This is a genomic window from Ramlibacter sp. (assembly GCF_036676645.1).
Classification (GTDB): domain Bacteria; phylum Pseudomonadota; class Gammaproteobacteria; order Burkholderiales; family Burkholderiaceae_C; genus Ramlibacter.
The window spans coordinates 1-12,305 of the sequence record NZ_JAKFCM010000014.1 but is presented as its reverse complement, the minus strand read 5'-3'; the positions used below and the strand labels follow the sequence as shown (position 1 = coordinate 12,305).

12 protein-coding genes, 3 tRNA genes and 1 pseudogene are annotated in these 12,305 nt (G+C 70.4%); 9 read left to right on the top strand and 7 right to left on the bottom strand.

What is annotated here, in order from left to right; translation table 11 throughout:
- Positions 1–58 precede the first annotated feature (58 nt).
- Positions 59–424, bottom strand: a complete 366-nt coding sequence (locus V6M57_RS02105) for an ArsC family reductase (RefSeq protein ID WP_332813327.1) — start codon at positions 422–424, stop codon at positions 59–61.
- Positions 425–458: 34 nt separating this feature from the next.
- On the opposite strand from V6M57_RS02105, the gene folC reads away from it, so the two are divergent.
- The 9 genes from folC to V6M57_RS02060 all read left to right on the top strand — a co-directional run bounded on the left by folC (position 459) and on the right by V6M57_RS02060 (position 7,673).
- Positions 459–1,757 carry a bifunctional tetrahydrofolate synthase/dihydrofolate synthase gene (gene folC, locus V6M57_RS02100; protein WP_332813326.1) on the top strand — a complete coding sequence of 433 codons (1,299 nt, stop codon included), beginning with the start codon at positions 459–461 and terminating at the stop codon, positions 1,755–1,757.
- Between the two features lie 19 nt (positions 1,758–1,776).
- A complete protein-coding gene (locus V6M57_RS02095) occupies positions 1,777–2,625 on the top strand; it encodes an SPOR domain-containing protein (RefSeq protein ID WP_332813325.1) in 849 nt (282 codons plus the stop codon).
- Positions 2,626–2,638: 13 nt separating this feature from the next.
- A complete protein-coding gene (locus V6M57_RS02090) occupies positions 2,639–3,127 on the top strand; it encodes a CvpA family protein (protein ID WP_332813324.1) in 489 nt (162 codons plus the stop codon).
- 12 nt (positions 3,128–3,139) lie between these two features.
- On the top strand, positions 3,140–4,663 hold the full coding sequence (gene purF / locus V6M57_RS02085) for an amidophosphoribosyltransferase (protein ID WP_332813323.1): 1,524 nt from the start codon (positions 3,140–3,142) through the stop codon (positions 4,661–4,663).
- The gene (locus V6M57_RS02080) at positions 4,660–5,871 is read left to right on the top strand and encodes an O-succinylhomoserine sulfhydrylase (protein ID WP_332813322.1); all 1,212 of its coding nucleotides are present in this window, start codon (positions 4,660–4,662) and stop codon (positions 5,869–5,871) included. The genes purF and V6M57_RS02080 overlap by 4 nt, the downstream gene beginning before the upstream one ends.
- Before the next feature lie 20 nt (positions 5,872–5,891).
- Positions 5,892–7,298: a glutamate--tRNA ligase gene (gene gltX, locus V6M57_RS02075; protein WP_332813321.1), complete on the top strand. Its 1,407-nt coding sequence runs from the start codon at positions 5,892–5,894 to the stop codon at positions 7,296–7,298.
- Positions 7,299–7,333: 35 nt separating this feature from the next.
- Positions 7,334–7,409 (top strand) — tRNA-Ala (locus tag V6M57_RS02070).
- Positions 7,410–7,438: 29 nt separating this feature from the next.
- A tRNA-Glu gene (locus V6M57_RS02065) sits at positions 7,439–7,514 on the top strand.
- A gap of 82 nt (positions 7,515–7,596) precedes the next feature.
- Positions 7,597–7,673 (top strand) — tRNA-Asp (locus V6M57_RS02060).
- A gap of 134 nt (positions 7,674–7,807) precedes the next feature.
- On the opposite strand, the gene V6M57_RS02055 is transcribed toward V6M57_RS02060, so the two are convergent.
- The 6 genes and pseudogenes from V6M57_RS02055 to V6M57_RS02030 all read right to left on the bottom strand — a co-directional run.
- Positions 7,808–8,299: a YbhB/YbcL family Raf kinase inhibitor-like protein gene (locus V6M57_RS02055; protein WP_332813320.1), complete on the bottom strand. Its 492-nt coding sequence runs from the start codon at positions 8,297–8,299 to the stop codon at positions 7,808–7,810.
- A gap of 108 nt (positions 8,300–8,407) precedes the next feature.
- Positions 8,408–9,280 (bottom strand): SDR family NAD(P)-dependent oxidoreductase, encoded by an 873-nt coding sequence (locus V6M57_RS02050; protein WP_332813319.1) that lies wholly within the window; start codon positions 9,278–9,280, stop codon positions 8,408–8,410.
- 177 nt (positions 9,281–9,457) lie between these two features.
- Positions 9,458–10,375, bottom strand: a complete 918-nt coding sequence (locus V6M57_RS02045; protein WP_332813318.1) for a recombination-associated protein RdgC — start codon at positions 10,373–10,375, stop codon at positions 9,458–9,460.
- 89 nt (positions 10,376–10,464) lie between these two features.
- Positions 10,465–11,076, bottom strand: a complete 612-nt coding sequence (locus tag V6M57_RS02040; RefSeq protein WP_332813317.1) for a hypothetical protein — start codon at positions 11,074–11,076, stop codon at positions 10,465–10,467.
- Between the two features lie 30 nt (positions 11,077–11,106).
- A complete protein-coding gene (locus V6M57_RS02035; protein WP_332813316.1) occupies positions 11,107–11,811 on the bottom strand; it encodes a TerC family protein in 705 nt (234 codons plus the stop codon).
- 214 nt (positions 11,812–12,025) lie between these two features.
- A pseudogene (locus V6M57_RS02030) lies at positions 12,026–12,305 on the bottom strand (hypothetical protein); the annotation flags it as partial.

Here is a 12,305-nt window from a genome sequence, read left to right as displayed (position 1 = left end):
ATTCTAGGCAGCGCCTGCGCGGCTGGCTCGGCCGCAGTGGTAAATGCTGGGTAAAAGTTCAGCGCCGGCGCCCGTCTGCCAGCGCTTCCCAGGCGGAGGCGTCGAAGCCGACGGTGGTGCGCCCGCCCGGCCATTCCACCACCGGCCGCTTGACGACGCTGGGCTCGGCCTGCATCAGCCGTTGCGCCGCAGCCTCGTCGCGCACCGCGGCCTGCCGCGCCGGCTCCAGCTTCCGCCAGGTGGTGCCCTGGCGATTGACGAGCTTTTCCCAGCCGACCGCCGCGGTCCACGCATCCAGCCGCTGCGCGGGCACGCCGGCTTTCCTGAAATCATGGAAGTGGTAGGCCAGGCCGCGCTCGTCCAGCCAGGCGCGCGCCTTCTTCACCGTGTCGCAGTTGGCAATGCCATAGACAGTGATGTTCATGAGGCGATCGTAAAGGCGCGGACAATCGGCGGCCATGCAGAGCAAGCAGACATTGCAGGACTGGCTGGCGCATTGCGAGCGCCTGCACCCGAAGGCGATCGCACTGGGCCTGGACCGGGTGCGCGAGGTGGCGCAGCGCATGGCGCTGGCGTTCAGCTGTCCGGTGATCACCGTGGCCGGCACCAACGGCAAGGGATCGACCTGCGCGCTGGCCGAGGCCATCCTGCAGCAGGCGGGCTGGCGCACCGGCGTCTACACCTCGCCCCACCTGGTGCACTTCGAGGAGCGCTGCCGGATCGCCGGCGAGGCGGTGGAGGCGGCCGCGCTGGTGCCCCACTTCGAGCGCGTGGAGCAGGCGCGCCAGGACGTGCAGCTGACCTACTTCGAATTCACCACGCTGGCCATCCTCGACCTCATGGCGGCCAGCGGGCTGGACGTCGCGATCCTGGAAGTCGGCCTGGGCGGGCGGCTGGATGCGGTCAACGTGATCGACACCGACTGCGCCATCCTCACCAGCATCGACCTGGACCACCAGGAGTTCCTCGGCGACGACCGCGAGGCGATCGGCCGGGAGAAGGCCGGCATCCTGCGTGCCGGCAAGCCCGCCATCGTGAGCGACCCGATGCCGCCGGCCAGCGTGATCGAAGCGGCCGAAGCCGTCGGCGCCGACCTGTGGCTGCACGGGCGCGACTTCAACTTCACCGGCGACAAGCAGCAATGGGCCTGGGCCGGGCGCGGGCGGCGCTACGCCGGGCTGGCCTATCCCGCGCTGCGCGGCGCCAACCAGCTGCTCAACGCGTCCGGCGTGCTGGCCGCGCTGGCCGCGCTGCGCGACCGCATCCCGATCACCGGGCAGGCCGTGCGCGCCGGCATCGGGCTGGTGGAACTGCCCGGCCGGTTCCAGATCGTACCGGGCGAGCCGCCCCTGGTGCTGGACGTGGCGCACAACCCGCATGCCGTGGCCACGCTGGCTGCCAACCTGAGCGCCATGGGGATGTTCCCGACCACGCACGCGGTCTTCGGTGCCATGGCGGACAAGGACCTGCCGGCCATCCTGCGCCGGATGGACCCGATGGTGGACCGCTGGTACTTCACCGACCTGGACACCCCGCGCGCCGCCCGTGCGCAGGACCTGCTGGCGCAATGGAAGTCGGTCACCGCGTGCCACGACGTCGACGCGAGCACCCACGCGAACCCGCGCGAAGCGCTCGAAAGCGCGATGGCCGAAGCAAGGCCCGCTGATAGAATCCTGGTCTTCGGATCGTTCTACACGGTGGGCGGCGTCCTCAAGGACGGCTTGCCCCGCCTGAAGGCCCGGCACCTGGCCACCTGAACCCTAGGCGACACGCTCCATGGCCTTTTTCAAGTTCCGCAAGGCAGGCTCCGAAAAGGCGCCGGCGCCGGCGCAGCCCGAGAGCGTGGAGGCCTTGCGGCGCCGCGCGCGCCACCGCCTGATCGGCGCGGCCGTGCTGGTGGGCCTGGGCGTGCTCGGCTTCCCCATCCTGTTCGACACCCAGCCGCGGCCGGTGGCCGTGGACATCCCGATCGAGATTCCCGACCGCAACAAGGCCAAGCCGCTGCCGTTGCCGGTTTCGACCGCGCCCGCGCTTGCGCCCGAGGCCGCCGCCAGCCAGCCGGCTGCGGCGGCCGTTGTGGCCAAGGCGCCGGCTTCCGCGCCCGCACGGCCGATCGCGTCGGGCGCGGTGACGGCGGGCACGGAAGCCAAGGTCGACGCTGCGAAGGCCGAAACCCCGCCCGAGCCCAAGGCCGAGAAGGCCGAGCCCAAGCCGGCCGAAAGCAGGGAAGCGCCCAAGGCGGTGGCCGCCGCCGGCAAGCCGCAGCCCGATGCGCCGCCCGCGATTGCCGCCAAGCGGCCGGCTGCCGATCCTGGTGCCGCCCGGGCGCGTGCGCTGCTGGAAGGCAAGCCGGTGCAGGTCGCGGCCGCACCGCCCGCCGCGGAGGCGGGCGTCGAGGGCCGCTACGTGGTGCAGGTGGGTGCGTTCGCCGATCCGTCCAAGGCCCACGAGACCCGCCTGCGGGTCGAGCGCGCCGGACTGAAGACCTACACCCACGTGGCCGAAACCCGGGCCGGCAAGCGCACCCGGGTGCGGGTGGGCCCGTTCGCCACGCGTGCCGAGGCCGACAAGGCGGCCGGCAAGATCAAGGCACTGGATTTGCCCGCGGCCATCCTCACCTTGTGAGGACGCGGCTCGGATGGTGGCGCTCGACTGGGTGTTCCTCGGCGTGCTGGCGATCTCGCTGCTGCTGGGGGCGCTGCGCGGGCTGGTCTACGAGGTGCTCTCGGTGCTGAGCTGGTTCGCGGCCTTCCTGCTGGCCCAGTGGCTGGCGCCGCCGGTGGCGGGGTGGCTGCCGATGGGCGGGGCGGCCGAGCCGCTGAGGTATGCCGCCGGGTTTGCCATCGTGTTCGTGCTGGCGGTGTTTGCCGGCGGGCTGCTGGCGTGGGCCGGCCGCAAGCTGATCGAGGCCGTGGGGCTGCGGCCGGTCGACCGCACGCTGGGCGCCGCCTTCGGGGTGGTGCGCGGCGTGGTGCTGCTGCTGGCGCTGGCCGTGGTGGTGAACATGACGCCGCTGCGCACCGCGCCGTGGTGGATCGAATCGATGGGCGCCGAGGCCTCGACCGCGGCGCTCAGGGGATTGAAGCCGGTGTTGCCGGGCGAATTCGGGCAGTACCTGCCCGGCTAGGGATCCAGGACCATGTGTGGAATCGTCGGCGTCGTCAGCGGCGCCCCCGTCAACCAGCTGATCTACGACGCGCTGCTGCTGCTGCAGCACCGCGGCCAGGACGCGGCCGGCATCGTGACCCAGCAGGGGCGCAAGTTCTTCATGCACAAGGCCAAGGGCATGGTGCGCGACGTCTTCCGCACCCGCAACATGCGCGCGCTGCCGGGCAATGCCGGGCTCGGTCAGGTGCGCTACCCGACCGCCGGCAACGCCTGGAGCGAGGAGGAGGCCCAGCCGTTCTACGTGAACGCGCCGTTCGGCATCGTGCTGGTGCACAACGGCAACCTCACCAACGCGGCCGCCCTCAAGGCCGAGCTGTTCTCCAGCGACCACCGCCACATCAACACCGAGAGCGACTCGGAGGTGCTGCTCAACGTCTTCGCGCACGAGCTGGAGAAGGCCACGCGCGGCGTGCCGCTGCAGCCGGACGAGGTGTTCACGGCGGTGCGCAACGTGCACCGGCGGGTGCGCGGCTCGTACGCGGTGATCGCGCTGATCGCCGGCCATGGCGTGCTGGCCTTCCGCGACCCGTTCGGCATCCGGCCCCTGTCGATGGGCCGCAGCAAGGACGGCACGGTGATGGTGGCCAGCGAGTCGGTCTCGCTGGAGGGCACCGGGCACGCCTTCGAGCGCCACGTGGCGCCCGGCGAGGCGGTGTTCATCGACCTGCAGGGCCAGGTGCATGCGAAGCAGTGCGCCGACGATCCCAGGCTGTATCCCTGCATCTTCGAATACGTGTACCTCGCGCGGCCCGACTCGGTGCTGGACGGCATCTCGGTCTACCAGGCGCGGCTGAACATGGGCGAGACGCTGGCCAAGCGGGTCATCTCCACCGTGCCGCCCAACGAGATCGACGTGATCATCCCGATCCCCGAATCCAGCCGCCCCAGCGCCACCCAGCTGGCGCAGCTGCTGGGCATTCCCTACCGCGAAGGCTTCGTGAAGAACCGCTACGTGGGCCGCACCTTCATCATGCCGGGCCAGGGGGTGCGCAAGAAGTCGGTGCGCCAGAAGCTCAATGTGATCGGCAGCGAGTTCCGCGGCCGCAACGTGCTGCTGGTGGACGACTCCATCGTGCGCGGCACCACCAGCCGCGAGATCGTGCAGATGGCGCGCGACGCCGGCGCGAAGAAGGTGTACCTGGCCAGTGCCGCGCCGCCGGTGCGCTACCCGAACGTCTACGGCATCGACATGCCCACCGCCGGCGAGCTGGTGGCGCACGGCCGCAGCGTGGAGGAAGTGCGCGCCATCATCGGCTGCGACGCCCTGATCTACCAGGACGTGGAGGCGATGAAGCGCGCCGTGGCCGCCGCCGCGGCGGCCGATGCGCCCCGGCTGGACGGCTTCGATGCGTCCTGCTTCGACGGCGTGTACGTGACCGGCGACATCGATCCCGACGACATCGCCCGGATCAACGAAGCCCGCGTCGGCCAGGAAGACCCGCTGGACGAGACCCCCTCGCGGCTGACGCTGCCCAACGCCCAGGAAGCCCGATGACCGACCGCAAGCTCCCCGACGGCCTGCGCCCCGAGACGCTGGCCGTGCGAACGGCCGTCGACAAGAGCCAGTACGGCGAGAACTCCGAGACCCTGTACCTCACCTCCAGCTTCACGCAGCCCGACAGCGAGCTGGCCGCGCGCCGCTTCGCGGGGGAAGAGGAGGGCTTCATCTACTCGCGCTTTTCCAACCCCACGGTTGCCAGCATGGAGATGCGGCTGGCCGCGCTGGAAGGCATGGAAGCGGCGGTGGGCACCGCCAGCGGCATGGGCGCGATCCTGCTCATGTGCCTGGCGCTGCTCAAGGCGGGCGACCACGTCGTGTGCTCGCGCTCGGTGTTCGGCTCCACCCTCAAGCTGATCGGCACCGAGTTCGCGAAGTTCGGCGTGGAGACGACCTTCGTCTCGCAGACCGAGGTGGCGCAGTGGAAGGCGGCGATCCGGCCGTCCACCCGGCTGCTGTTCGCCGAGACGCCGACCAACCCGCTGGCCGACGTCTGCGACATCCGCGCGCTGGCCGACATCGCGCACGAGTCGGGAGCCCTGCTGGCCGTGGACAACTGCTTCTGCTCGCCGGCGTTGCAGCAGCCGGCCCGGTTCGGTGCCGACATCGTGGTGCACTCGGGCACCAAGTACCTCGACGGGCAGGGCCGGGTGATCGCCGGCGCCCTGTGCGCCAGCCAGGAACTGGTCACGGGCAAGTTCGTGCCGGTGATGCGCAGCGCCGGCATCAGCCTGTCGCCGTTCAACGCCTGGGTGGTGCTCAAGGGGCTGGAGACGCTGGGCATCCGCATGGAGGCGCAGTCGCTGCGTGCACTGGAGCTGGCGCGCTGGCTGGAGGCGCACCCGAAGGTGGAGCGGGTGTACTACCCCGCGCTGCCGAGTCACCCGCAGCACGAGCTGGCGATGGCGCAGCAGTCCGGCCGCGGCGGCGCCGTGCTCGGCTTCGACGTCAAGGCCGCGGATGCCGACGAGGCGCGCCGCAAGGCCTTCCATGTGATCGATTCGACCCGGCTGCTGTCGGTCACCGCCAACCTCGGCGACGTCAAGAGCATCGTCACCCACCCGGCCAGCACCTCGCATGGCCGCCTGACCGAAGCCCAACGCCAGGCCGCCGGCATCCGCCAGAACCTGATCCGCCTGGCCGTTGGCCTGGAGCACGTCGAGGACCTCAAGGACGATCTGGAGCGGGGGCTGGGGACGCTGTAAGTCCGCCACAATCCCGCCTCATGTCCACCCGCACGCGTTTCGCCCCGTCCCCCACGGGCTTCATCCACCTCGGCAACATCCGCTCGGCCCTGTACCCCTGGGCCTTCGCCCGCTCCACCGGCGGCGTCTTCATCCTGCGCATCGAGGACACCGACCTCGAGCGCTCGTCGCAGGAAGCCGTGGACGTCATCCTGCAGGGCATGGCCTGGCTGGGCCTGGACCATGACGAGGGCCCGTACTACCAGATGCAGCGCATGGGCCGCTACAAGGAGGCGCTGCGGCAGATGCAGGACCAGGGGCTGGTGTATCCCTGCTACATGAGCGTGGCCGAGCTGGATGCGCTGCGCGAGCGCCAGATGGCCAGAAAGGAAAAGCCGCGCTACGACGGCACCTGGCGGCCCGAGCCCGGCAAGCAGCTGCCGCCGGTGCCCGAGGGCGTGCAGCCCGTGCTGCGCTTCCGCAACCCGCTCGCCGGCGTGGTGGCCTGGGACGACAAGGTCAAGGGCCGCATCGAGATCCGCAACGAGGAGCTGGACGACCTGGTGATCGCGCGCCCCGACGGCACGCCCACCTACAACTTCTGCGTGGTGATCGACGACATCGACATGGCGATCACCCACGTGATCCGCGGCGACGACCACGTCAACAACACGCCGCGCCAGATCAACATCTTCCGCGCACTCGGCAAGGAGCCGCCGGTGTACGCGCACCTGCCCACGGTGCTGCAGCCGGTGGTCGGCGAGGACGGCACGGTGCACGTCGAGAAGATGAGCAAGCGCCACGGCGCCAAGCCCGTCACGCAGTACCGCGACGAGGGCTTCCTGCCCGAGGCCATGGTCAACTACCTGGCGCGCCTGGGCTGGTCGCACGGCGACGACGAGATCTTCAGCCGCGAGCAGTTCCTGCAGTGGTTCGACCTGGATCACCTGGGCAAGAGCGCCGCCCAGTTCGACGAGGCCAAGCTGCGCTGGGTGAACGCCCAGCACATGAAGGCCACGCCCGACGAGCAGCTCGCCCTGCTGGTGGGCGAGCAGTTGCGCAAGCGCGGCATCGAGCCGGACGCGCGCCTGCCGCGGCTGTGCGGCCTGCTCAAGGACCGCAGCGAGACCACGGTGGTGCTGGCCGACTGGGCGCAGCGCTTCTACCAGGACGTGCAGCCGGCCGCCGAGGACGTGGCCAGGCACATCACCGAGGGCGTGCGCCCGGCCATCAGCATGCTGGCGAAGATGCTCGAGAGCGTCGAGTGGAGCAGGGCGGCGATCGCCGAGAGCCTGAAGGAGGTCCTGCGTGCCACCGGCCTGAAGATGCCGCAGCTGGCCATGCCCGTGCGCGTGCTGGTGCTGGGCACGCCGCAGTCGCCCTCGCTGGACGCGGTGCTGGAGCTGCTGCCCCGCGAAATCGTGTTGAAGAGGCTGGCGAGCGCCTGATTTTTCAGTGTAGAATGCGCGGCTCGACACCAAGCGGGGGTATAGCTCAGCTGGGAGAGCGCTTGCATGGCATGCAAGAGGTCAGCGGTTCGATCCCGCTTACCTCCACCAAATGCAAGGTGTCGGCGTTCCAAGGTTTCGACCCTATCGTCTAGAGGCCTAGGACATCACCCTTTCACGGTGAGTACCGGGGTTCGAATCCCCGTAGGGTCGCCAAGATCACTCCGGCAACGGAGGGTTCAGGCAACAAGTGGCAGGCACTTGCCCCGCATCGCCGGGGGAACACCTGCACCGACGCGGAGTGGTAGTTCAGTTGGTTAGAATACCGGCCTGTCACGCCGGGGGTCGCGGGTTCGAGTCCCGTCCACTCCGCCAAGTAACGCGAAAAGCCGCTGCGAGTCACCGACCTGCAGCGGCTTTTTCCTTTCTGCGTCCCGCTGCCCAGCCGGCCCCGGGCTCACGTGGCGATGAGCAAGCCTTCGTCGGCGTTGCAGGGCACGGTACCTGCGTCAGCGCTCGTACTTCGCCGTCAGCTTCGCCTCGCCGAGCTTGGCGAAGTGGATGTTGAAGCCGACATAGGCCGCCGATGCATCGTCGGGGACGTCCAGCTTGTCCACGTTCAGCGCGTACAGCGTGAAGACATAGCGGTGCGGCCCGTGCCCGGGCGGGGGCGCAGCGCCGCCGTACTCCTGGGTACCGAAGTCGGTGCGGCCCTGCTTGGCGCCGCGCGGCAGCTGGCCGCCGCCGGCGGCGCCGGCACCGCGTGGCAGCGAGCTCACGTTGGCGGGGATGTCGTACACCACCCAGTGCCACCAGCCCGAGCCGGTCGGCGCATCCGGGTCGTACATCGTCAGCGCGAAGCTTTTCGTGCCTGCGGGCGCGCCGGTCCAGCTCAGGGCGGGCGAGACGTTCTGCCCGCCGGCGCCCATCGCGCTGTGCACGAAGTCCTTGGGCAGGGTGTCCTGCTCGGCGAAGTCGGGGCTGCTGAGGGCCAGGGCCATGGGGATGTCCTCCTGTACGGTCGGTGGAAGCCGCATTATTGGCAGCATCCCGGCCGCCCGGGGGCACCCGGCGGGCTCGTCCCTGGGGGTGGCGGGGCCGCCCGGCCGTCAGGCCACCCCGCCGGCCTTGCGGATCTCGTTCTCGCCCTGGGCCGAGCCGGCCCCGGGCACCATGTCGCCCGTCCGGTCCGAGATCGCCGCGATCTGCTCGGCGATGCGCTCGGGCGTGTCCGGGCCGGTGCCGATGTGCGCGCCTTGCGTCAGCGTGACGTAGGCGCGCTCGAAGGTGCCGGCGCCGGCGCACAGGATGGCGCGGGTGGGCGCTTCCTCGCTGGCCAGGTACAGCACGGCCGGCGTCACCGCCGCCGGCGCGAGCCTGGCCAGCACCTCGGCCGGCATCAGGCCATCGGTCATCTGGGTGTGGGCGGTGGGCGCGATGCTGTTGACGCGGATGCCGTACTTCTCGCCTTCCAGCGCCAGCGTCTGCATGAAGCCCACCAGCGCCAGCTTGGCGGCGGCGTAGTTGGTCTGGCCGAAGTTGCCGTACAGGCCGGTGGAGGAGGTGGTCATGATGATGCGGCCGTACTTCTGCTCGCGCATGAGGTCCCACACGGCCTTGGTGCAGTGCACCGAGCCCATGAGGTGAACGTCCAGCACCAGGCGGAAGTCCGCCAGGTCCATCTTGGCGAAGGTCTTGTCGCGCAGGATGCCGGCGTTGTTGACCAGGATGTCGACGCGGCCCCAGGCCTGCACGGCCTGCGCCACCATCGCCTGCACGGCGTCGAAGTCGGTGACCGAGGCGTTGCTGGCGATCGCCTCGCCGCCGGCGGCGCGGATCTCGGCGACCACGCGCCCGGCCGCCGACAGGTCGTTCACGACCACCTTGGCGCCGCGCGCGGCCAGCGCGAGCGCGTGCTCGCGGCCCAGGCCGCCGCCGGCACCGGTGACGATCGCTACGCGGCCTTCGAATCGAATGGACATGACAGAAAACCTCCGGGAGGGTGTATCGACGATGGCAGCGGGCGCTGCAGCTCTTCCATTGTCGCCGGTCGGCCCGTCAGCTTCCTGTCGGCGGGAGGTCAGCGCCGGCGACCGCGGGGTGACTGCGTGGCCGGGGAGACCACGGAGTTCCGCGGGTGCCCGCCCGCTGGACCGGGGTCAGCCCGCGGCCGGCTCGGCGAGCTCTCCCCCGAGCGACGCCAGCAGATCCGGCAGCAGCTGCGACAGCTCCCCGGTCGCGATGGCCGCATCGGCGTCGAAGCCGTCTTCGCCCTTGGGCGCGTCGTCGACATCGCGGATGTCGATCCTGCGGATCGCCAGCTGCTCGGTGAGCACGAAGGACACCTTGTCGTTCCAGGTGAGTGCCAGCTGGGTCGGCAGCTTGCCTTCCTGGATGTGCTGGCCGATCTCGTCCAGCTCCAGGCTGTGGCGCGCATAGCGCACCACCGACTTCTCCTCGCCGGCCTTCTTCAGCTCCAGGTCGCGGTCGATCGAGAAGCCTTCGGGCGCCTGCCGGCTCGTGAGCCATCCGGCCATGGCCGTGGCCGGGGCGAGCGAGGTCGAGATCGGCGCCAGCGGGAGCGCGTGGCCGAGGTCGGCCATGACGTCCACGAGGTGCTTGATGACGGGCTCGGCCGCCTTCATGCTGCCTGCGCCGATCACCAGCGATCGTTCCCGCACGTCGAGCCACAGGACGTGCGAGGCATGCTTGCTGAACGCCCGCGGCAGGAGGGCCTGGACGATCTCGTCCTTGATTTCCGATTTCTCCTTGCGCCCCGGCTTGCGGCCGCGCTCGGCCTCGATGGCCTTGCAGCGTGCGTCCAGTTCCGCACGCACGGCACCGCCCGGCACGCTCTTTCGTTCCACCGCGAGCTTCAGGATCCACTGGCCCCCCACGCTCTCCACCATCGCGCCGTGCCCGCTGCCGCGCGGCGGCACCCAGCCGGCCGATTGCTCCTGCGTGGGGCCGCAGGGCTGGAAGGCCAGTCGCTGGAGCTCGGCGTCGAGCCGCTCGAGCGCGGGGGGCTTCCAGTCGGGGCCGATGCGATAGACGACGATGTTCTTGAAAAGCGGCATGCGGGCAACGGATGAGTAGGGGCCCGCATTCTCGCTGCTGCAAGCGCGTCGTTCAGGCGCGCTGCATGTGGTTGCAACTCGGCAGGTCGCTAGCCGCGCCGGCCCAGCGCCACCAGCTGCAGGTACTCCGACCGGGTCTGGGGCAGCACCGAGGCCAGCGCCTGTTCGTACGAGGTGCGGTGGCGCGAGCGCATGCGGGCCGAGGCGATCCACTTCGACCGGCAGAACCAGTGGCAGGTGTGCTGCAGCAGCAGCAGCTCGGCCGAGATCGCATAGGCGCGATCGCGTGCCGATGCGCCGGTGTTGCCCTCGATGGCGCGGCAGATCCCGCGCGCGTGCACGCGAAGCGCCTGGCGCATGTCGAACGAAGCGGCGAGGCGCGATGCGAACGGAAGCCAGAGCGGCAGCTTGCTCACGCGGGTGGCCGCGGCATCGGCCGCCGCGAAGTCGTCCGCCAGCTGGGTCGCCTGCCGGCACAGGGCCTGTTCGTTGCCGCGCAGCAGGCTCCAGACCTGTTCGCGCCGGCCGAGGTCGCGCTCGCCGAGGGCGCGCAGGTAACCCTGCGTCACCGTTTCGATGTGCTTTTCGATGCGGTAGCGGGACAGGTAGCGGGCCAGCAGGGCGATGCGCTGCTGCTGGACCCGCGCCTTGATCATCCAGCCGGCCGCCAGCGCCAGCAGGAGGTTGAGAAAGAAATCCACCCTCCGATGCTACCGGGACGGCAAGGCGGCCTACTGCTCCTGCGGCGCGGCACGCAACTGGCGGCGGCGCGTCGACAGCCAGCCGGCCCCCAGCACGCCCGCGATACCCAGGGCGTAGACCGACCAGCGCAGGGCGGTGTGGAAGGCGGTCGGCGCGTCGAAGACCGGATCGAGCAGCGGCTCGCCGACGATCATCTTGGCCGCGGTGAAGGCCAGCACGGCGGCGCCCGCCTGGATGATGAGGGGGAAGCGGTCGACCAGCTTGAGCACCACGGAGCTGCCGAACACCACGATCGGGATGCTGACCAGCAGGCCGATGACCACCAGGTCGAACGAGCCGTGCGCGGCGCCGGCCACGCCCAGCACGTTGTCCACGCCCATCAGCGCGTCGGCCACGATGATGGTCTTCATCGCGCCCCAGAAGGTCGTGGCGGCCGGGCCGTGCTCGCCCTCGTCGTCGCCCTGCGCCAGCAGCTGGTAGGCGATCCACAGCAGGCCCAGGCCGCCGACCAGCATCAGGCCGGGGATCCTGAGCAGCCAGACCACGCCGATGGTCATCACCGATCGAACCACGATGGCGCCGACGGTCCCCCAGACGATCGCCCGGCTGCGCAGGTGCGGAGGCAGGTTGCGCGCGGCCAGCGCGATGACGATGGCGTTGTCGCCGGCCAGCACCAGGTCGATCAGGATGATCGCCAGCAGGGCCGAGAACCAGGCGGTCGAGAACAGTTCCATGTGAGTTCCAGGTCGTATCGTGGGATGGACCCGGCACCGGGGAACGAGAACGCAGGCCGGCGCGGCAGCAGGACTCGATCGGGCCCGGTGCGGGGGCCGCGGTCGAAGGTCTTGCTCGGCTTGCTGGTGGAAGTCGGGCCCGGCGAACCGGGGGCCTTGCGGCCCCGTATTGACGACACGCCGATCGGCGGCTGCGGAACGCAGCGCCGGGGAGCTACTCCCCTTCGTCTGGGGACGAATTAGAGCACAGGACGTCGCCGCCGTGCCGCTCCAGTGACACCTCCCGCCGCCATGGCAGGCGCGGATCCGCCACGTAGTCGGCCACCACCCAGGTGCGGGAGGGGTGGTCGGCCATGTCGGCGAGGAACTCGCGGACGACCCGGGCCGAGGGGCCGTCCAGGGCGGCGAAGGGCTGGTCCAGGCAGGTGACCGTGGCGCCGCTCGCCAGCAGGCCGACCAGGGCGACCTTGCGCCGGCTGCCGGTGGAGAGCATG

Coding starts and splice junctions, on each gene's coding strand:
- V6M57_RS02035 (WP_332813316.1), bottom strand. CDS start 11,811: ATGGAACTGTTCTCGACCGCCTGGTTCTCGGCCCTGCTGGCGATCATC.
- V6M57_RS02055 (WP_332813320.1), bottom strand. CDS start 8,299: ATGGCCCTGGCCCTCAGCAGCCCCGACTTCGCCGAGCAGGACACCCTG.
- folC (WP_332813326.1), top strand. CDS start 459: ATGCAGAGCAAGCAGACATTGCAGGACTGGCTGGCGCATTGCGAGCGC.
- V6M57_RS02090 (WP_332813324.1), top strand. CDS start 2,639: ATGGTGGCGCTCGACTGGGTGTTCCTCGGCGTGCTGGCGATCTCGCTG.
- V6M57_RS02105 (WP_332813327.1), bottom strand. CDS start 424: ATGAACATCACTGTCTATGGCATTGCCAACTGCGACACGGTGAAGAAG.
- V6M57_RS02050 (WP_332813319.1), bottom strand. CDS start 9,280: ATGTCCATTCGATTCGAAGGCCGCGTAGCGATCGTCACCGGTGCCGGC.
- V6M57_RS02095 (WP_332813325.1), top strand. CDS start 1,777: ATGGCCTTTTTCAAGTTCCGCAAGGCAGGCTCCGAAAAGGCGCCGGCG.
- V6M57_RS02080 (WP_332813322.1), top strand. CDS start 4,660: ATGACCGACCGCAAGCTCCCCGACGGCCTGCGCCCCGAGACGCTGGCC.
- purF (WP_332813323.1), top strand. CDS start 3,140: ATGTGTGGAATCGTCGGCGTCGTCAGCGGCGCCCCCGTCAACCAGCTG.
- V6M57_RS02045 (WP_332813318.1), bottom strand. CDS start 10,375: ATGCCGCTTTTCAAGAACATCGTCGTCTATCGCATCGGCCCCGACTGG.
- gltX (WP_332813321.1), top strand. CDS start 5,892: ATGTCCACCCGCACGCGTTTCGCCCCGTCCCCCACGGGCTTCATCCAC.